Origin of the sequence: Streptomyces sp. CB01373 (assembly GCF_002803075.1) — a bacterium.
Lineage (GTDB): Bacteria > Actinomycetota > Actinomycetes > Streptomycetales > Streptomycetaceae > Streptomyces.
In genome coordinates this window covers 180,923-198,999 of the sequence record NZ_NNBK01000009.1, presented here as the reverse complement: position 1 = coordinate 198,999, position 18,077 = coordinate 180,923, and the positions used below count along the sequence as shown (strand labels likewise).

Annotated in this window: 17 protein-coding genes and 2 pseudogenes; 11 read left to right on the top strand and 8 right to left on the bottom strand. The window is 71.1% G+C overall.

What is annotated here, in order from left to right; translation table 11 throughout:
- Window positions 1-24 precede the first annotated feature (24 nt).
- Window positions 25-816 carry a S16 family serine protease gene (locus tag CG719_RS16110; protein ID WP_100569312.1) on the top strand — a complete coding sequence of 264 codons (792 nt, stop codon included), beginning with the start codon at window positions 25-27 and terminating at the stop codon, window positions 814-816.
- An 83-nt stretch (window positions 817-899) separates the two neighbouring features.
- Here the strand turns inward: CG719_RS16110 and CG719_RS16105 are convergent, their stop codons facing one another.
- The 3 genes from CG719_RS16105 to CG719_RS16095 are packed head-to-tail and all read right to left on the bottom strand — an operon-like array spanning window position 900 to window position 2,203.
- Window positions 900-1,079 (bottom strand): hypothetical protein, encoded by a 180-nt coding sequence (locus CG719_RS16105; protein WP_100569311.1) that lies wholly within the window; start codon window positions 1,077-1,079, stop codon window positions 900-902.
- 11 nt (window positions 1,080-1,090) lie between these two features.
- Window positions 1,091-1,675, bottom strand: a complete 585-nt coding sequence (locus tag CG719_RS16100; protein WP_100569310.1) for an ArsR/SmtB family transcription factor — start codon at window positions 1,673-1,675, stop codon at window positions 1,091-1,093.
- A 57-nt stretch (window positions 1,676-1,732) separates the two neighbouring features.
- The gene (locus tag CG719_RS16095; RefSeq protein ID WP_100569309.1) at window positions 1,733-2,203 is read right to left on the bottom strand and encodes an Lrp/AsnC family transcriptional regulator; all 471 of its coding nucleotides are present in this window, start codon (window positions 2,201-2,203) and stop codon (window positions 1,733-1,735) included.
- 123 nt (window positions 2,204-2,326) lie between these two features.
- On the opposite strand from CG719_RS16095, the gene hppD reads away from it, so the two are divergent.
- Entirely contained in the window at window positions 2,327-3,475 is a 1,149-nt protein-coding gene (hppD, locus tag CG719_RS16090; protein WP_100569308.1) for a 4-hydroxyphenylpyruvate dioxygenase, read from the top strand.
- Between the two features lie 93 nt (window positions 3,476-3,568).
- On the opposite strand, the gene CG719_RS16085 is transcribed toward hppD, so the two are convergent.
- A complete protein-coding gene (locus tag CG719_RS16085) occupies window positions 3,569-3,946 on the bottom strand; it encodes a hypothetical protein (protein ID WP_100569307.1) in 378 nt (125 codons plus the stop codon).
- Between the two features lie 93 nt (window positions 3,947-4,039).
- Here CG719_RS16085 and CG719_RS16080 point away from each other — a divergent pair, with 93 nt between their 5' ends.
- On the top strand, window positions 4,040-5,449 hold the full coding sequence (locus CG719_RS16080; protein ID WP_100569306.1) for an FAD-binding oxidoreductase: 1,410 nt from the start codon (window positions 4,040-4,042) through the stop codon (window positions 5,447-5,449).
- Between the two features lie 11 nt (window positions 5,450-5,460).
- Here CG719_RS16080 and CG719_RS16075 read toward each other — a convergent pair whose 3' ends face one another.
- Entirely contained in the window at window positions 5,461-5,874 is a 414-nt protein-coding gene (locus CG719_RS16075) for an SsgA family sporulation/cell division regulator (protein WP_100569305.1), read from the bottom strand.
- 195 nt (window positions 5,875-6,069) lie between these two features.
- On the opposite strand from CG719_RS16075, the pseudogene CG719_RS37370 reads away from it, so the two are divergent.
- From CG719_RS37370 to CG719_RS16065, 3 genes and pseudogenes are all read left to right on the top strand, one after another.
- Window positions 6,070-6,213 (top strand): annotated as a pseudogene (locus CG719_RS37370) (DUF2510 domain-containing protein); the annotation flags it as partial.
- A 1,356-nt stretch (window positions 6,214-7,569) separates the two neighbouring features.
- Window positions 7,570-8,196 (top strand): annotated as a pseudogene (locus CG719_RS37365) (RDD family protein); the annotation flags it as partial.
- 119 nt (window positions 8,197-8,315) lie between these two features.
- Window positions 8,316-9,152: an RDD family protein gene (locus CG719_RS16065; protein WP_100569303.1), complete on the top strand. Its 837-nt coding sequence runs from the start codon at window positions 8,316-8,318 to the stop codon at window positions 9,150-9,152.
- Between the two features lie 18 nt (window positions 9,153-9,170).
- Here the strand turns inward: CG719_RS16065 and CG719_RS16060 are convergent, their stop codons facing one another.
- Window positions 9,171-9,485 (bottom strand): hypothetical protein, encoded by a 315-nt coding sequence (locus CG719_RS16060; protein WP_100569302.1) that lies wholly within the window; start codon window positions 9,483-9,485, stop codon window positions 9,171-9,173.
- A gap of 463 nt (window positions 9,486-9,948) precedes the next feature.
- Between CG719_RS16060 and CG719_RS16055 the strand changes: the two genes are divergently transcribed.
- Both CG719_RS16055 and CG719_RS16050 read left to right on the top strand, forming a co-directional pair.
- Window positions 9,949-12,297 carry an immune inhibitor A domain-containing protein gene (locus CG719_RS16055; RefSeq protein WP_100569301.1) on the top strand — a complete coding sequence of 783 codons (2,349 nt, stop codon included), beginning with the start codon at window positions 9,949-9,951 and terminating at the stop codon, window positions 12,295-12,297.
- A gap of 122 nt (window positions 12,298-12,419) precedes the next feature.
- Window positions 12,420-12,758 carry a hypothetical protein gene (locus tag CG719_RS16050; RefSeq protein WP_100569300.1) on the top strand — a complete coding sequence of 113 codons (339 nt, stop codon included), beginning with the start codon at window positions 12,420-12,422 and terminating at the stop codon, window positions 12,756-12,758.
- A 31-nt stretch (window positions 12,759-12,789) separates the two neighbouring features.
- Here the strand turns inward: CG719_RS16050 and CG719_RS16045 are convergent, their stop codons facing one another.
- Window positions 12,790-13,416, bottom strand: coding sequence for an isochorismatase family protein (locus tag CG719_RS16045; RefSeq protein WP_100569299.1), 627 nt, complete (start codon window positions 13,414-13,416; stop codon window positions 12,790-12,792).
- A gap of 318 nt (window positions 13,417-13,734) precedes the next feature.
- Window positions 13,735-15,081 (bottom strand): nicotinate phosphoribosyltransferase, encoded by a 1,347-nt coding sequence (locus CG719_RS16040; protein WP_100569298.1) that lies wholly within the window; start codon window positions 15,079-15,081, stop codon window positions 13,735-13,737.
- Window positions 15,082-15,238: 157 nt separating this feature from the next.
- On the opposite strand from CG719_RS16040, the gene clpS reads away from it, so the two are divergent.
- The 3 genes from clpS to CG719_RS16020 all read left to right on the top strand — a co-directional run bounded on the left by clpS (window position 15,239) and on the right by CG719_RS16020 (window position 18,031).
- Window positions 15,239-15,556, top strand: a complete 318-nt coding sequence (gene clpS / locus CG719_RS16035) for an ATP-dependent Clp protease adapter ClpS (protein ID WP_100569297.1) — start codon at window positions 15,239-15,241, stop codon at window positions 15,554-15,556.
- An 11-nt stretch (window positions 15,557-15,567) separates the two neighbouring features.
- The gene (locus CG719_RS16030; RefSeq protein ID WP_100569296.1) at window positions 15,568-16,176 is read left to right on the top strand and encodes a DUF2017 domain-containing protein; all 609 of its coding nucleotides are present in this window, start codon (window positions 15,568-15,570) and stop codon (window positions 16,174-16,176) included.
- Between the two features lie 436 nt (window positions 16,177-16,612).
- Entirely contained in the window at window positions 16,613-18,031 is a 1,419-nt protein-coding gene (locus CG719_RS16020; protein ID WP_100569295.1) for an amino acid permease, read from the top strand.
- The last annotated feature ends 46 nt before the right edge of the window (window positions 18,032-18,077 follow it).

The following is an 18,077-nucleotide window of genomic DNA, read 5'->3' as shown; positions in this document are numbered from 1 at the left end:
TCGTGCGGGGGATAGATTGATCCCGTGCTCTCTCGTCTCACACGCTCCCAGGCCCTCGCCGTCTGTGCGCTGCCCGTCGCGGCCCTGATCGCCACGGCGGTGCTCGCGCCGCTGCCGTTCTCGGTGGCGCAGCCCGGGATGACGGCGAACGTGCTGGGGGAGAACAAGGGCACCCAGGTCATCACCATCTCCGGAGCGCCCACCCGCACGACCAGCGGGCAGCTCCGGATGACGACCATCGAGGCCACCGGCCCGGACGCGCGCGTCTCGCTGGGGGACGTGATCGACGGCTGGTTCGCCACCGACCGGGCGGTCATGCCGCGTGACGCGGTCTACCCGAGCGGCAACAGCGTCAAGGAGATCGAGCAGCACAACGCGCAGCAGATGAGGCAGTCCCAGGACGCGGCCACCCGGGCCGCTCTGAGGTACCTCGGCGTCAGCGACAAGAAGGTCAGGGTCACGCTGAAGCTCGCCGACGTCGGCGGCCCCAGCGCGGGCCTGCTGTTCTCCCTCGGCATCATCGACAAGCTGCACGGCGACGGCAACGGCGGTGACCTCACCGGCGGCCGCACCATCGCCGGTACGGGCACCATCAACGCCGACGGCACGGTCGGCGCGGTCGGCGGTGTGGCCCTCAAGACCCAGGCCGCCCACCGGGACGGCGCCACCGTCTTCCTGGTCCCGAGGGCCGAGTGCGCCGACGCGAAGGCCGAACTGCCCAAGGGGCTGCGCCTGGTCCCGGTGACCACCCTCAAGGGCGCGGTCGACGCCCTGGTCGTCATGGAGAAGGGCCTGGACAAGGTCCCGAGCTGCTAGAGCCGCTCCTCCATCGCCCCTAGTGCTGTGGCCGGGAAGGTTTGCCGGACGTCGCGAGCCGGTGAACCTTTCCGGTCACAGCACTAGAGAGCCGGGGCCGGCCTCGGCCCGGCGGCCAGGCGCAGGCCGAGTTCCACGAGGGTCCAGCCCAGCCGGGTGCGCAGGGCGCCGGGTGCGTCGGCCGGGGCGGCCGGGCGGTGCGCCTCGGCCTGGAGTTCGGCGGCGCGGGTGCGGTGCAGTGCGAGGTGGATCTCGGGATGCATGGGATGGCCTCTCAGTCCGTGCGGGTGGGGAAGACGTGCGTGTGGATGCGCACCGCCTCGGCGTCCGGGGTGCCGTCCTCGGGGGCCAGGGCCCGGTAGCTCTCCAGGAGTTCGTGCATCTTCTTGATGAGGCCGAGGGCGAGTTCGGGCGTCAGGCGCAGGGTCCAGGAGCTCATGTCCGAGGCGCCGGTCCAGGCCTCGGACCAGTCGTGCCTGGTGCCGAGCCAGGTCGACAGCTCCTGCGTGCGCTGGTTGGCGAGTTCGTGCAGGAACAGGTCGGCGGCGCCGCGCACTTGGGGGTCGGGGTCCTTCAACAGCGTCTCGTCGAAGCTGACCCCTCCGTGGGCCGCCCGCCACCAGCGCTCCCGTCCCTTGCCGTGCTCGGGCGCGTCCTCGACGAAGCCGTGCGTGGCGAGCTGGCGCAGGTGGTAACTGGTGGCTCCGCTGGACTCACCGAGTTTCGCGGCGAGTTGGGAAGCGGTGGCCGGCCCGCCGTGCCGCAGCGTGGTCAGCAGCCGCATACGCAGCGGATGCGCCAGACCGCGCAGCGAGCGGGCGTCGAGAGGGTGGACCTGAGGGTCCGGGGGCTCGTCCATGCATGCAAAGATAGCGTTGCAAAGAGAGCTTTGCAACGGGTTCTTTGTAACTCGGTCTCACTCCTCCGACGCGGCCTGCTCCACCAGCGGGATGATCCGCAGCGGCACCGGGTTCTCCATCACGATCGCCGTCGACGCCCGGTCGATGCCCTCGAAGTCCACCACCCGGTCGATCACCCGCTGGAGGTCGGCGTTCGAACGGGCCACCAGCCGGCACAGCATGTCCCCCGAGCCGGTGGTGGTGTGCAGTTCCAGAACCTCCGGCACGGCCGCCAGATGCGCCCGTACGTCCGCCCCCTGCCCCTGGCGGATCTCCAGCGTCGCGAACGCCGTCACCGGGTAGCCGAGCGCCGCCGGGTCCACCTCCGGGCCGAAACCGCGGATCACCCCGCGCACCTGGAGGCGGTCGAGACGCGCCTGGACCGTCCCCCGTGCCACCCCCAGCCGCCGCGACATCTCCAGCACGCCGATGCGCGGCTCACGCGCCAGCAGCACGATGATGCGGCCGTCCAGATGATCGATCGCCACGTTCCGCCTCCCTGATGGTCATCCTGTACAGAAAGCCCGAAGGCTCCCCGCTTCCGCTGAGCACATTGCCCAGTGAGTGAGCGAACTATTGCGCACCTTGCGAGACCGGGTGACCCTTCCGCTATGACGCAGACCACACACCTCACTCCCGACGCGACCGCCCGGCAGGCCGACCCCTTCCCGGTCAAGGGAATGGACGCGGTCGTCTTCGCCGTGGGCAACGCCAAGCAGGCGGCGCACTTCTACTCCACCGCCTTCGGCATGAAGCTGGTCGCCTACTCCGGACCGGAGAACGGCAGCCGCGAGACCGCGAGCTACGTCCTGGAGAGCGGCTCCGCCCGGTTCGTGTTCACCTCGGTGGTCAAGCCCGCCACCGAGTGGGGCACCTTCCTCGCCCAGCACGTGGCCGAGCACGGCGACGGCGTCGTCGACCTCGCCATCGAGGTCCCGGACGCGCGTGCCGCGTACTCGTACGCCATCGAGCACGGCGCCCGCTCGGTGACCGAGCCGTACGAGATGAAGGACGAGCACGGCACCGTCGTCCTCGCCGCGATCGCCACCTACGGGCAGACCCGCCACACCCTGGTCGAGCGGTCCGGCTACGAGGGCCCGTACCTGCCCGGCTACGCGGCCGCCGCCCCCATCGTGGAGCCGCCCGCCCAGCGCTTCTTCCAGGCCGTGGACCACTGCGTCGGCAACGTCGAACTCGGCCGGATGAACGAGTGGGTCGAGTTCTACAACAAGGTCATGGGCTTCACGAACATGAAGGAGTTCGTGGGCGACGACATCGCCACCGAGTACAGCGCGCTGATGTCGAAGGTCGTGGCCGACGGCACGCTCAAGGTCAAATTCCCGATCAACGAGCCCGCCGTCGCCAAGAAGAAGTCCCAGATCGACGAGTACCTGGAGTTCTACGGCGGCGCCGGCGTCCAGCACATCGCGCTCAACACCAACGACATCGTGCAGACCGTACGCGCGATGCGCGCCGCCGGTGTCGAGTTCCTGGACACCCCCGACTCCTACTACGACACCCTCGGCCAGTGGGTCGGCGACACCCGCGTGCCCGTGGAGACCCTGCGCGAACTGAAGATCCTCGCCGACCGCGACGAGGACGGCTACCTGCTGCAGATCTTCACCAAGCCGGTCCAGGACCGCCCGACCGTCTTCTTCGAGCTCATCGAACGGCACGGCTCCATGGGCTTCGGAAAGGGCAACTTCAAGGCCCTGTTCGAGGCGATCGAGCGCGAGCAGGAGCGCCGCGGCAACCTCTGAGCCCGCCGCCGCGAGCACGTCCGCCGCGCTCCCGGCACCCCGTCCGCCCGCCCGCCGCGACACCCGCGCGGCGGGCGGGCCGCGTTGCGGTGCTCACCGGGCCGGGGCGACACCCGCCGCGCGCCGCCCCCGCTCGACGTGGGCGGCCCCGAGCACGGTCCACGCCCCGGCGTCCGACGGGCGCGCCCGCAGGTGCCGTTCCCGCTCGATGATCAGCGTCGTCGGACCGGGCAGCGAGGCCGGCACCCCGGCATCCACCGCGGCCGGCGCCACCCCGGGGGCCGGCACCGGCGGCCGGGGCGGCCCTGGCGCCATCGTCCCGTCCCGCTGCGCCGGCAGCATCAGCCACACCGTGCCGAGCGCGCCGGCCGCCACGAGCAGGGTGAGGAGCACCCGGCGCACCCGGCGGGACAGGCACCGCCGCGGGTCGCTGGTCACGGACGTGTCCGGGCTCGGCAGACGGTTCTCCATGGCGCACACTGTGCGTCAGGACGGCGGCCGTCACCCGGCAGGCCGAGGGGCGGGGCCGACGGGGTTCACACCGATGGCCGCGGGTGCGAGGCTGTGATCGTGAGCCGCATTGAAGCCGCACCTGACGAAGCACAGGGCAATCTCCTCACTGATCGGCTCCTCGCGGGCCTTCCGGCCGAGGCTGTCCTCATCGATCCCGATGTCACGGCCTCCTACGCCAACGACATGGCGAGCTTCTGCCCGTCCGGCGTCCCGGCCGTCGTCGTCCTGCCGCGCACGGTGGAGCAGGTCCAGCACATCATGCGCACCGCCACCGAACTGCGGATCCCGGTCGTGCCGCAGGGCGCCCGCACCGGCCTGTCCGGCGCGGCCAACGCCTCCGAGGGCTGCATCGTGCTGTCCCTGACCAGAATGGACCGCGTCCTGGAGATCAGCCCGGTCGACCGGATCGCGGTCGTCGAGCCGGGCGTCGTCAACGCGGCGCTCTCCCGCGCGGTGAACGAGCACGGCCTGTACTACCCGCCGGACCCCTCCAGCTGGGAGATGTGCACCATCGGCGGCAACATCGGCACCGCCTCCGGCGGTCTGTGCTGCGTGAAGTACGGGGTCACCGCCGAGTACGTGCTCGGCCTGGACGTCGTGCTGGCCGACGGGCGGCTGATGTCCACCGGCCGCCGCACCGCCAAGGGCGTCGCCGGATACGACCTGACCCGTTTGTTCGTCGGCTCCGAGGGCTCGCTCGGCATCGTCGTACGGGCCGTCCTTGCGCTCAAGCCGCAGCCGCCGCAGCAGCTCGTACTGGCCGCCGAGTTCGCCTCCGCGGCCGCCGCCTGCGACGCCGTGTGCCGGATCATGACGGGAGGGCATGTGCCCTCCCTGCTGGAACTCATGGACCGTACGACGGTGAAGGCCGTCAACGACCTCGCCCACATGGGCCTGCCGGAGACCACCGAGGCGCTGCTGCTGGCCGCCTTCGACACCCCGGACCCGGCCGCCGACCTCGCCGCGGTCGCCGAGCTGTGCGAGGCGGCCGGCGCCACCCAGGTCGTCCCCGCCGACGACGCCACCGAGTCCGAGATGCTGCTGCAGGCACGGCGGCTGTCGCTCACCGCGCTGGAGGCCGTCAAGGGCACGACGATGATCGACGACGTGTGCGTGCCCCGCTCCCGGCTCGGCGAGATGCTCGAAGGCATCGAACGGATCGCCGAGAAGTACCAGCTCACCATCGGTGTCTGCGCGCACGCGGGCGACGGCAACACCCACCCGACCGTCTGCTTCGACGCGCAGGACCCCGACGAGTCGCGGCGCGCCCGCGAGTCCTTCGACGAGATCATGGCCCTCGGCCTCGAACTCGGCGGCACCATCACCGGTGAACACGGCGTGGGCGTACTGAAGAAGGAGTGGCTGGCGCGCGAGATCGGGCCGGTCGGGGTCGAGATGCAGCGGGCGATCAAACACGCCTTCGACCCGCTGGGCATCCTCAACCCCGGCAAGCTGTTCTGACGCCCGCGCGCTCACTGGGCGAGCAGGCCGGCCAGCTCGTCGTCGATGCCGAGCTGCTCGCCCTCGCTGCCCGGCGGCACCAGGCGCAGCGTGCGCTCCAGCCAGGCCGCCACCTGCGCGGCGGGCGCCTCCAGCAGGGCCTCGCCGTCGGGCGCGCTCAGCGCCAGCAGGACCACGCTGCGGCCCAGCGCCTTCGACGGCCACACCCGCACGTCGCCGTCCCCGCACGGCCGGAACACCCCCTCCACGAGCAGGTCCCGCGCGAACGTCCAGTGCACGGGGTGCTCGGAGCCGACGTGGAAGACGACGTGCACGGCGTAGGGGTCGTCGGTGCGGTAGGCGAGCCGCGCCGGGACGGGGACGTCGTACTCGGGCGACACGATCATTCTCAGTTCCAGTTCGCGCTCGACCACGGTGTGCCGCATGGGCCCTCTCCTCTCTCCACACGGGCCTCTCGGCGGGCCCGTGTGAAGGGAGAGGGCGCCGGACACCGGGCATTACGCGAGTCACCCGAACTTTTTCGATCCGAATGTCGCGTGATCGTGAAGCAGGTGTACGAGGTTGCCCGGAAAGGAGTGGGTCCGGCCGGACCGGACGTGTCGCCTGCCTCGGTCTGATAGATGTGGAGGCCCCCAATACGGCCCCCGAGCAGATACGGGACGACGGACATGAGCGCCCCAACCCCGGCACCCGGTGACGACAGGCCCCGCGAGGGCTACTACCCGGACCCGTCCATCCCTGGCTACGTCCGGTACTGGAACGGCGCCGCCTGGGTGCCGGGCACCAGCCGCCCGGCGCCGGCCGACGGCGAGCCGCTCGGCCCGCCGCCCGGCGCGGGCTCCGCGGCGGTCCCGGCGGTCGAGGAGACGGGGCCGCACTTCTTCGACGAGGACCCCGTCGCGGCACCGCGGGGAGGCGGGTCCGAACCGGCGTCGTCGTGGGGCGCCGACCGCAACCGGCAGTCCGGCTTCGGCGAGCAGGACCACCGCGTCTCCTGGGGCGCCCCGGCCCCGGCCGACCCGAGGCTCGCCCACACGACGGACCCCGCGGCCCACCCCGCCGACACCGGCCACCCCGACGGCACGTTCGTCTTCCGACGGCCTACGGCGGGAGACGCCGCGGGGTCCCCGGGTGACGCCGCTCCCGGGGTTCCGGGGCCGGGCGCGCCCGTCGACGAGGGCACGGTGACCTTCCGAACGGTGCCTCCCAGGACCCCGGCGGCAGGCGCGCCGGGCGTCCCCGGCCAGGGCGCGCCCGCGTCCGGGGTCCCGTCCGGCGGCCCCGGTTTCGGGGCCGGGAAGGCTGCCGCCGCGCGGGCGGCAGCCGCGCAAGCACCGGGCCAGGCCGGTTCCCGGCCGGCCGCCGCCTCGGCCCGGACGCCGGGCCGGTTCGAACCCCCGCCGGGTACTGCCGCCGCACAGGAGGCGGCCCAGGCCGGCTCGCGGCCGGGTACCGCTTCCGCGCAGGGGGCTGGCCAGGCCGGTCCCTGGCCGGACGCCGCCTCTGGTCAGGCGTCGGAGCAGGCCGGATCGCAGCCGGGTGCTGCCGCCGTGCACCGGCCTGGTCAGGCCGGCTCGCAGCCAGGCGCTGCCTCGGCCCAGGCGCCGGGCCAGGTCGGCCCCCAGCCGGGTGCCGCTGGTTCGGAGGGGTCGGCTCAGGCCGGTTCCTGGCCCGGCGCCGCCTCTGGTCAGGCGTCGGAGCAGGCCGGGCCCCGGCCGGGTGCTGCCGCCGTGCACCGGCCTGGTCAGGCCGGCTCGCAGCCAGGCGCTGCCTCGGCCCAGGCGCCGGGCCAGGTCGGCCCCCCGCCGGGTGCCGCTGGTTCGGAGGGGCCGGCTCGGGCCGGTTCCTGGCCGGGCGCTGCCTCTGGTCAGGCGCCGGGGCGGGTCGGGCCTCAGCAGGGTGCTGCCGCCGCGCAGGCAGCGGGTCAGGCCGGTTCCGCGCAGGAAGCGGGCGAGGCCGGTTCCTGGCCGGGCGCTGCCTTGGGTCAGCGGCCGGGGCAGGTCGGGTCCCGGCCGGGTGGTGCCGCCGCGCAGGGGCCGGGGGGCGCCTCCGCTTCTGCCTCGGTCGCGTCAGCGGGGGCCGCGTCGGTCCCGCCCGGTGCGTCGGGTCCCGGTGTGTCGCCGATGTCCAGTGGTTCCGGTGGAGGGCAGTCGTCCTGGGCGCAGCAGGTGCACCGGCTCGCCGGGTCGGGTGAGCAGCAGCCCGGCGCGCCCTGGAAGCCGCCGGTCGAGGACCCGTTCCAGGCGGCGGCGCGACGGCAGGCGGCGGCCCGGCCCGCCGGACTCGGCAAGAGGCTGGCCGCCCGGCTCGTCGACTCAGTCGTCCTCGGGGGCGTGACCGCCGTGGCCGCCGTACCGCTGGGCACCAAGGCGATCGACCACGTCAACGGCAAGATCGACGAGGCCAAGCTGTCCGGCCGCACGGTGACGGTCTGGCTCCTGGACGGCACCACGGGGACCTACCTCGCCGTCGTTCTCGCGGTCCTGCTGCTCGTCGGCGTCGTCTACGAGGTGCTGCCCACCGCCAAGTGGGGCCGCACCCTGGGCAAGAAGCTGTGCGGACTGGAGGTGCGGGACATCGAGGGCCACGAGCCCCCGTCGTTCGGCCCGGCCCTGCGCCGGTGGCTGGTCTGGGGCATCCCGGGGCTGCTCGGCATCGGCCTCGTGGGCATGGCGTGGTGCCTGTTCGACCGCCCGTGGCGCCAGTGCTGGCACGACAAGGCGGCGCACACGTTCGTGGCGGGCTGAGGGCTGACCGGCCCGGCGGGGGCGACTCCGACCCCGCGCGCCGGTCCCGTGGATTCCCTGCTCATCCGTACGGCCGCGCACCGGATGCGAGGCCGCCGGGGCCGCGATCCACTCGGCGCATGAGCACCGAACCGCCCCCCGGCTCCGGACAGCGGCCCCCTTCCCCCGGAGGACGGCGACCACCCCACGGCGACGGCGCGTGGGGCGGCGGTCAGGGTGAGGGAAAGTCCGGTGGCGGCCCGTACTACGGCGACCCGTCGGCAGCCATGCCCCCGCCTCCCGGCGAGCAACCCCCGCCCCCCGGCGAGCAGCCGCCTCCCGGCGGTGGGCCGTACGGCGGTGGGCAGCAGCGCGGCGGTGGCCCCTACGGCCCGCAGGGTGGCGGATACGGAGACGGTCCCTACGGAGGCGGCCCTCAGGGCGGCGGTTACGGCGGCGGTCCCTACGGAGGCGGCCCTCAGGGCGGCGGTTACGGCGGCGGTCCCTACGGCGGCGACCCGCTCGCCGGTATGCCCCCGCTCGCCGACAGCGGCAAACGCACCCTCGCCCGGATCATCGACCTGGTCCTGGTCGGCATCGTCGTCACCCTGGTCACCTGGGGCCTGCGGGTCAACGAGTACGCGGTCAACGCCGGGAACGTAGAGGTCGGCAAGTCCGTGGCGCAGTCGGCGGTCGGCCTCGTGCTCTACATGGCCTACGACACCTTCATGATCTCCCGGTACGGGCAGACCCTGGGCAAGAAGTGGCTGGGCATGCGCGTGGCCAACCTCGACGACGGTTCCACCCCGTCCGTCCCGACCGCGCTGGCACGCGCGGCGGTGCTCTGGATCCCGTTCTGGTTCTGCTGCGCCTGCCTGTGGCTGGCGATCAGCGGCGGCTGGAGCTTCTTCGACCGCCCCTACAAGCAGGGCCTGCACGACAAGGCGGCCAAGACGGTGGTGGTCAGCACCGGTTGACCTCGGGCGCCGGGGTGGTCAGGGAGCCGTAGGCCCCCGTACCGGCTCGACTCCGGCCGGGACGGGTTGCCGGTGTGCCCGCGCCCGCACCCGGGCCCGTGCCTGCGATCGCGCCTGCCGGCCGTCGGTCTTCCGGGCGCCGGCCGACTCGGTCGCGCGTGCCTTCGGCATCGGCACCGTCATGGCGACCAGGAGCCCCAGCGCGAGTGCAGCGAGGGCGATGACCACGATCCCCGGGCCCGAACTCGTCCGGGACAGCAGCAGCATGGCGAGCGTCGAGAGGATCACGGTGCAGGAACCGTAGGCGAGCTGTGCGGCGGTCGGACGAGGCATGGCAATCGGTCCTCGGAAGTGGGGGTCTCCCCCCGTGCCTCTCGCTGCGGGGGAGGGTGCGGACAGGCATCTGCAGGTGTGACGCGGGTGTCGGCCTGGCTTCCCACCGGTTTCCTGGCGGTCCGTCAATCGACTCTATTCGCCTGTGTGCCCGAGAGGAACCGCTGGTAAGCGCGACCTAACCCCTGGTGCCGGTGCACGGGGGGCGCACGGAGTCATGCCGTCCACCCAGTGGACGGGCGCACGCGCCCACGGGGGCCGTTCGGCCCTGGCTCGTCCGGGTCCGCGGAACGATCGCCCGCCTTGCATAATATGTTTGACGGGTTCAAGTCAAGACTGTTTTTTCTTACGAACGTCTAGTCGAATGACGTCACTTGACTACACCCCGTCCATCGCGCGCGGACCTTCCCATGGCCCGTGATCCCCCTTGCGCGCGCACGGACGCGGTACGGGAGGACCACAAGTGACCAGTAGACGCTGGACGTTCAGAACGACCGCGATCGGTGTCGCGCTCGCGGCGGCCACCGCCACGTTCTCGACGTTCGCCGTGGCGGAGGCCGCGACGACGGCCGACTCCGCCTCCGTGAACCGGCACGACCCGCAGCCGGTGGCGCAGCACTCGCACGACCTGGACGGCCCGCTGAGCAAGACGCAGAAGGCCCAGCGCCAGGAGGCCCTGAGCCAGGTCATCGCCGGCAAGGCCAAGGTGCAGGACCGCAAGGGCTCCAAGGTCGTCGAGCTCAAGGGCAAGAAGGGCGACACCAAGTACGTCGAGCTGGGCCGGGAGAAGACCGACAAGATCTTCACCATCCTGGTCGAGTTCGGCGACAAGGCGGACCCGAAGTTCGGCGGCACCCCCGGTCCGCTGCACAACGAGATCGCCGCGCCGGACCGCAAGAAGGACAACTCCACGGCCTGGCAGAAGGACTACAACCAGAAGCACTTCCAGGACCTGTACTTCGGCACCGGCAAGAACACCGAGTCGGTGAAGAAGTACTACGAGACCCAGTCCTCGGGCCGATACTCGGTCGACGGCACGGTCTCCGACTGGGTCAAGGTGCCCTGGAACGAGGCCCGTTACGGCAACAACGCGTGCGGCTCCACCAACTGCCCGAGTGTGTGGAACATCGTCAGCGACGGTGTGAACGCCTGGGTCGCCCAGCAGAAGGCGGCCGGCCGGACCGACGCCCAGATCAAGGCGGACCTGGCCCAGTACGACCAGTGGGACCGCTACGACTACAACGGCGACGGCAACTTCAACGAGCCCGACGGCTACATCGACCACTTCCAGATCGTGCACGCCGGTGAGGACGAGTCCGCCGGCGGCGGCGCCCAGGGCACCGACGCGATCTGGGCCCACCGCTGGTACGCCTTCGGCACGGACGCCGGCGCCACCGGCCCCGAGTACAACAAGCTCGGCGGCGCGCAGATCGGCAACACCGGCATCTGGGTCGGCGACTACACCATCCAGCCGGAGAACGGCGGCCTCGGCGTCTACGCGCACGAGTACGGCCACGACCTCGGCCTGCCGGACGAGTACGACACGGCCGGCGGCGAGAACTCCACCGGCTTCTGGACGCTGATGTCCTCCGGTTCCTGGCTCGGCCGCGGCAAGGAAGCCATCGGCGACCTGCCCGGCGACATGAACGCCTGGGACAAGCTCCAGCTCGGCTGGCTCAACTACGACGTCGCCAAGGCGGGCGTGAACTCGGCGCACAAGCTGGGCCTGTCCGAGTACAACACCAAGCACCGGCAGGCCGTGGTGGTCTCCCTGCCCGACAAGGCGGTCACCACCACGATCGTCACTCCGGCCCAGGGTGCCATGCAGTGGTGGAGCGGCAGCGCCAACAACCTGAAGAACACGCTGACCCGGTCCGTGGACCTCACCGGCAAGACGTCGGCCGCCCTCACGCTCGACGGCTGGTACGACATCGAGGCCAACTACGACTTCCTCTACACCGAGGTCTCCACCGACGGCGGCGCCAACTACACCGCCCTGGACGGCACGGTGAACGGGCAGCCGATCCCGCGCGACGGCAGCGGCAACCCGGCCCTGCACGGCTCGGTCGACGGCTGGAAGAAGCTGTCGTACTCCCTGGACGCCTACGCGGGCCAGAAGGTCCTGCTCCGCTTCCGCTACCAGACCGACGGCGGAGTGGCGCTGAAGGGCTTCACGGCCGACCGGATCACGCTGACCGCCGACGGCTCGGTGGTCTTCGCGGACGACGCCGAGACCGCGGACCCGGCGTGGACGGCGAACGGCTTCTCCCGTATCGGCGCGTCCTTCAGCAAGGACTACAAGCAGTACTACATAGCCGAGAACCGCCAGTACGTGTCGTACGACACCACGCTGGAGACCGGCCCGTACAACTTCGGCTTCGCCGACCGTCCGGACTGGGTGGAGCACTACGCGTACCAGAACGGCCTGCTGATCTGGAAGTGGGACACCTCCCAGGCCGACAACAACACCAGCAAGCACCCGGGTGTCGGCCGGATCCTCCCGGTCGACTCGCACCCGGACGCGCTGCGGTGGTCCGACGGCACGCTGATGCGCAACCGCATCCAGACCTACGACTCGACGTTCAGCCTGTACGGCACGGACGGCATCACGCTGCACAAGGCGGGCGTCGCGACGAAGATCAAGTCGTCGAAGGGGGTGTCGGTCTTCAACGACCGCACCAACACCTACTACGACCCGGCGAACCCGGCCGGCGGTGTCAAGATCACTGACACCAACACCAAGATCAAGATCACCAAGGAGGCCAAGGACGGCTCCACGATCGAGCTCGAGGTCGGCAGCGCGCTGAAGTAATCGGCATCAGCGCAGGTCAAGCGCGTATCGGCGGCAACCCCCCTGGCGGGTTGCCGCCGATCGTGTTTAGGTGCGTTCTGTGACCCGCTTATTGACACCGACCGGAACGGGGAAGTGACCGCATGGCCGCAGGAGGCTTCTGCAAGCTGCCGAACGGGACCGTGGTGGTGGCGCTGAACCTGCCCAGCCCCGCCGTCGACGGCACCGGCGGCGTGCGCGTGCTCGTCCACGCGCAGAACCGCGCCCGGGCCCTGACCCGGCTGCGCAACCTGGGCCTGCGCGCGGTCTACCTGCGGGGCAACGCGGCCCCGCCGACCCCGGACGAGGTCACCGCGGTCCTGCACCACCCCGACGGCCTGATCTGGCGCACGTCCCCCGGCGACACCGTCGGCGCCCCGGAACTGTGGCACCCGATCAGAGCCCTGCTGCGCAGACCCCCGGCCCACCACCAGCCCTCGTGACAGCCGGGCCCCGGACAGGCCTTGGTACCGGCTAGGCGACCACCGGTTCGCCGGTGAGGGTCACGCCTGCCTGGCGCAGGTCCTCCAGGGCCCGGTCCGTGGTGGACCGGGAGACCCCGGCCGTGAGGTCAAGGAGGACCTGGGTGCGGAAGCCCTCCTTCACGGCGTCCAGGGCGGTGGCGCGGACACAGTGGTCCGTGGCGATTCCGACCACGTCCACCTCGTCGATCTGCCGGGCCCTGAGCCAGTCGGCCAGCGTCTCGCCGTTCTCGTCGGTGCCCTCGAAGCCGCTGTAGGCCGCCGAGTACGCGCCCTTGTCGAAGACCGCGTCGACGGCTCCCGAGGCGACGGCGGGGGCGAAGTTCGGATGGAAGCCCACACCCTCGGTGCCCGCGACACAGTGCGCCGGCCAGGAGCGGACGAAGTCGGGGTTGTCGGCGAAGTGGCCGCCGGGCGCGATGTGGTGGTCCCGGGTCGCCACCACGTGCCGGTAGCCCGCGGGATCCCCCAAGCTCTCGGCTTCGCTCGAGCAGGGGGGACCCCCATGCCCGATGAGCTCGGTGACGGCGGCGGCGACGTCGGCGCCCCCGGCCACCGCGAGGCTGCCCCCCTCGCAGAAGTCGTTCTGCACATCGACGACGATCAAGGCGCGACGCATGGGCGGTGTCCTTCGGCTGTCGGATTGGTGGGCGGAGAAGGCACGAGTCCGGTCGTGAGGCCATGGGACCGGGAACTCCGCCACTGGGACGGGAGGGGACCTTTCGGGGGGTACCGAAGCGGGGGCACGTGCTTCAGGGGGTGTCAGACACCCCCTAGTGCTGTGACCGGAAAGGTTTGCCGGAAAGCTCGCGGCGTCCGGTGCGGTGCATCGCAAGGCGGAGCATCGCCCGTGTACTGGATGTACTCGGGTGATGCGACAACGCGGCGAGGTGCCGTGCCGGGCGTCGCGAGCCGGTGAACCTTTCCGGTCACAGCACTAGCTACCCGAGCCCCGGTGCACGTACTCCGTCGGAAGGACGGGTTCCCCCCTGGACAGCTGGGTCGCCGACAGCGGCAGGTTGGCACGGGCGGCCGCGTGCCGCTCCCGGGCCGCGTCCAGCGGCTCGCGGGCGACCACCTCGCCGCCCTTGACCAGCTCCACCAGGAGCTGCCGGCCGGTCAGCGCGTCCGGCACCGGACCGGTGCCCACGACCTCGGCCTCCGCGACCCCGTACGCGTCCAGCCGGCGCGCCGCCCACTTGCGGCCGCCGATGGAGGTCTTCCCGCCGGTGGACTTCTTCGCCACCGGCACCAGCGGCGCCCCGGCGTCACCGCTCCCGGCGCGCGCGACCAGCTTGTAGACCATGGACGCCGTCGGGTGCCCGGAGCCGGTGACCAGCTGGGTGCCGACGCCGTAGGCGTCCACCGGCGCCGCCGCCAGCGAGGCGATGGCGTACTCGTCCAGGTCCGAGGTGACGATGATCCTCGTGTTCCGGGCGCCCAGCTCGTCGAGCTGGTGCCGCACCCGGTGCGCGACCAGCAGCAGGTCGCCGGAGTCGATGCGTACCGAGCCCAGCTCGGGTCCCGCGATCTCGACGGCCGTACGGACCGCCTCGGCCACGTCGTATGTGTCCACCAGCAGCGTGGTGTCCCGGCCGAGTGAGTCGACCTGCGCCCGGAAGGCGTCCCGCTCGCTGTCGTGCAGCAGGGTGAAGGCGTGCGCGGAGGTGCCCACCGTCGGGATGTTGTAGCGGAAGCCGGCGGCCAGGTCGGAGGTGGAGGTGAAGCCGCCGAGGTAGGCGGCCCGCGAGGCGGCGACCGCGGCCAGCTCATGGGTGCGGCGGGCGCCCATCTCGATCAGCGGGCGTCCCTGGGCGGCCGAGGACATCCGCGAGGCGGCGGCCGCGATCGCCGAGTCGTGGTTGAGGATCGACAGGATCACCGTCTCCAGCAGCACGCACTCGCCGAACGACCCCTCCACCCGCATGATCGGCGAGCCCGGGAAGTACACCTCGCCCTCGGGGTAGCCCCAGATGTCCCCGCCGAACCGGTAGCCGGCGAGCCACTCCAGGGTCTGCTCGTCCACCACCCGGCGCTCGCGCAGGAACCTGAGGACGTCCGCGTCGAAGCGGAAGTTCTCCACCGCGTCCAGCACCCGCCCGGTACCGCCCACGACCCCGTAGCGGCGCCCGTCGGGCAGCCGCCGGGTGAAGACCTCGAACACGCTGCGCCGCCCGGCCGTCCCCGACTTCAGCGCGGCCTGGAGCATCGTCAGCTCGTAGTGATCGGTGAACAGAGCCGTCGAGGGAACGTCCACCGGCAGCCCAAGGTCAGCAACGCCCACCGAAGCTCTCCTAGCCATGTCGTGCGGGTGCCCCCGACGCCCGGCCGGGGGTCCGGGGGCGGTCCCCGGATGATGCCTGGCGAAGAATCGTACTCCCATTTCGTCAGACTGACGATTTGGCCCACCGTTTATGCGAGTACCCCCTCGGGGTGGCAGCATGGGGCCTGTGACGGCAGCCGCACCCATGGAGATCGAGAAGACCGAGTCGGTGGAGGAGGTCTTCGCCGTACCCGAACCCGATGTGCCCTGGGTGACGATCGTGCACAACGACCCCGTCAATCTCATGAGCTATGTGACGTACGTCTTCCAGACGTACTTCGGCTACTCCAAGGACAAGGCCACCAAGCTCATGCTCGACGTCCACCACAAAGGCCGGGCGATCGTCTCCAGCGGGACCCGTGAGGAGATGGAACGGGACGTGCAGGCCATGCACGGCTATGGTCTGTGGGCCACCCTCCAGCAGGACCGGAAGTAGCGACTGCCTCCATGCCCGGAACCTTCGAACCGCTCCCCGGCGGCGGCGCGTCCGTCGCCCTCGACGACGTCGAGATCTCCATCATCCGCTCGCTGGCGGTGCAGCTCCTGGAGCTCATCGGCCCCGGCCCCGCCGAGGACGACGTCCCCGCCGACCCGCTCGCCCAGCTGTTCGCCGAGGGTCCGAGCGAACCGCCGTCCGACCCCGTCCTCAAGCGGCTCTTCCCGGACGCCTACCGCGACCCCGAGCAGACCGACGGCAACCCGCGAGAGGCCGCCGAGCAGCGTGCCCACTCCGCCGAGTTCCGCCGCTACACCGAGAACGACCTGCGGGCCGGCAAGCGCGAGAACGCCCTCGCGGTGATCCACTCGCTCAACGCGCTCACCCCCGGTGAAGGGGGTCTCGCGGTCCTCGAACTGACGACGGCCGAGTCCCGGCGGTGGCTGGGCGCGCTCAACGACCTGCGCCTCGCCATCGGTGCCCGGCTGGAGATCACCGACGAGGACGACACGGACGACTTCTACCTGCTGCCGGACGAGGACCCGCGCAAGCCGATGGTGATGGCCTACCTCTGGCTTGGCGGCCTCCAGGAGACCCTCGTCACCACGCTCATGGCCTAGTCCCCCGCTGCGCCCCGATCCTCGCGCCGCGTATTCGAGCACTCGCGTGCCGTAGTCATGCGCCATAACTGCATGCCGTGATCCGCCCCGGTATATCCGGATTTCGCGTTCGCTCAGAGGACGCTCAAATCGGGATAACGATCATGTCACTGCGACGGCCGGGTATGGGTGCGCCCCAAGCGCTTCGTCCGCTTCTTCTCGTGGGATGCATCACACAGTTCCCCGTCGATCAGTGTTGCGGCCGTGATAAATCTTCACGATCGCCCGGCGGACACCACCCATGTCCGGCCGGGTGCGCCACCGAGCCGGCAACAGCCGGCCAGGCACGGCGGATCCGGGGAGACCCGGGCACGCACTCCATCAATCCGGGGGGATCGAAACCCGATCCGGGGGCCGAACTAGGGCCCGGGTCGGCATGGAGAAAGGCGCACACCACATGACCTCAGAGCAGGTCACGGAAGCCCCCGAAGAGGGGTACGAGCGCGGTCTCGGCAGCCGCCAGGTCCAGATGATCGCCATCGGCGGCGCCATCGGCGTCGGACTCTTCCTGGGCGCGGGGGCGAACATCGCCAAGGCCGGACCCAGCCTCATCGTCATGTACGCCCTCGCGGGCCTCATCATCTTCTTCATCATGCGGGCGCTCGGCGAGCTCCTGCTGTACCGCCCCGTCTCGGGCTCCTTCGCGGAGTACTCCCGCGAGTTCCTCGGCCCGTTCTTCGGCTTCTTTACCGGCTGGACGTACTGGCTGATGTGGGTGGTGACCGGAATGGCCGAGCTGACGGCCGCCGCGATCTACGTCCACTACTGGTTCCCCGCCGTCCCGCAGTGGGTGACCGCGCTGGTGTTCCTGGTGGTCCTCTTCGTGGCCAACCTGATCTCCGTGAAGCTCTTCGGCGAGATCGAGTTCTGGTTCTCGATGGTCAAGGTCACCGCCCTCATCGGCATGATCGTGATCGGTCTCGGCGTCCTCACCTTCGGCTTCAGCGCCGCAGGCGACACCGCCGCCGTCAGCAACCTCTGGGCGTTCGACGGCTTCTTCCCCAAGGGCGTCGGCTCCTCCCTGATGACCCTCCAGGGCGTGATGTTCGCCTACCTCGCCGTCGAACTGGTCGGCGTCACCGCGGGCGAGTCCGAGGACCCGGAGAAGACCCTCCCCAAGGCGATCAACACCCTGCCCTGGCGCATCGCCCTGTTCTACGTCGGCGCCCTCACCGTCATCCTGTGCGTGGTGAAGTGGACCGAGTTCGCCCCGGGCGTCAGCCCCTTCGTGAAGGCGTTCGCGGTCATCGGCATCCCGGCCGGCGCGGGCATCGTGAACTTCGTGGTGCTCACCGCGGCCCTGTCCTCCTGCAACTCCGGCATGTACTCCACCGGCCGCATGCTGCGCACCCTCGCCGACAACGGCGAGGCCCCCCGGTTCTTCAGCCGCCTGTCCAGCACCAAGACCCCGGCGCTCGGCATCACCGTCTCCGTCGCCTTCATGGGCATCGGCGTGGTGCTGAACTACATCGTCCCGGAGAAGGCCTTCGGCTACGTCACCTCCGTCGCCACCGCCGCCGGCATCTGGACCTGGCTGATGATCCTGATCAGCCACGTCCTGTACCGCCGCGGAGTCGAGGCGGGCCGGCTGCGCGCCTCCTCCTTCCCCGCCCCCGGCGGCTCCAAGTGCTCCTACGTCGCCATCGTGTTCCTTCTCTTCGTCACCTGCCTGATCGCGTACGACGCCGACTCCCGTGTCTGCCTGTACGTGATGGCCGGGTGGACCGCCGCCCTGGCCATCGGCTGGGCGATCCTCAAGAACCGCAACCCGCAGGTCGCCGACAGCGGCGAGCAGCAGCTCGAGAAGGTCGGCTGACCCCGCGGATCTCCATGACCGGACGTCGCCGGCGGGAGCGGGCCCC

Excerpts from the sequence above, each read along its gene's own strand:
- CG719_RS16105 (WP_100569311.1), bottom strand. The coding sequence starts at position 1,079 with ATGCATCCCGAGATCCACCTCGCACTGCACCGCACCCGCGCCGCCGAA.
- CG719_RS16100 (WP_100569310.1), bottom strand. The coding sequence starts at position 1,675 with ATGGACGAGCCCCCGGACCCTCAGGTCCACCCTCTCGACGCCCGCTCG.
- hppD (WP_100569308.1), top strand. The coding sequence starts at position 2,327 with ATGACGCAGACCACACACCTCACTCCCGACGCGACCGCCCGGCAGGCC.
- CG719_RS16085 (WP_100569307.1), bottom strand. The coding sequence starts at position 3,946 with ATGGAGAACCGTCTGCCGAGCCCGGACACGTCCGTGACCAGCGACCCG.
- CG719_RS16075 (WP_100569305.1), bottom strand. The coding sequence starts at position 5,874 with ATGCGGCACACCGTGGTCGAGCGCGAACTGGAACTGAGAATGATCGTG.
- CG719_RS16065 (WP_100569303.1), top strand. The coding sequence starts at position 8,316 with ATGAGCACCGAACCGCCCCCCGGCTCCGGACAGCGGCCCCCTTCCCCC.
- CG719_RS16060 (WP_100569302.1), bottom strand. The coding sequence starts at position 9,485 with ATGCCTCGTCCGACCGCCGCACAGCTCGCCTACGGTTCCTGCACCGTG.
- CG719_RS16050 (WP_100569300.1), top strand. The coding sequence starts at position 12,420 with ATGGCCGCAGGAGGCTTCTGCAAGCTGCCGAACGGGACCGTGGTGGTG.
- CG719_RS16045 (WP_100569299.1), bottom strand. The coding sequence starts at position 13,416 with ATGCGTCGCGCCTTGATCGTCGTCGATGTGCAGAACGACTTCTGCGAG.
- clpS (WP_100569297.1), top strand. The coding sequence starts at position 15,239 with ATGGGGCCTGTGACGGCAGCCGCACCCATGGAGATCGAGAAGACCGAG.
- CG719_RS16030 (WP_100569296.1), top strand. The coding sequence starts at position 15,568 with ATGCCCGGAACCTTCGAACCGCTCCCCGGCGGCGGCGCGTCCGTCGCC.
- CG719_RS16020 (WP_100569295.1), top strand. The coding sequence starts at position 16,613 with ATGACCTCAGAGCAGGTCACGGAAGCCCCCGAAGAGGGGTACGAGCGC.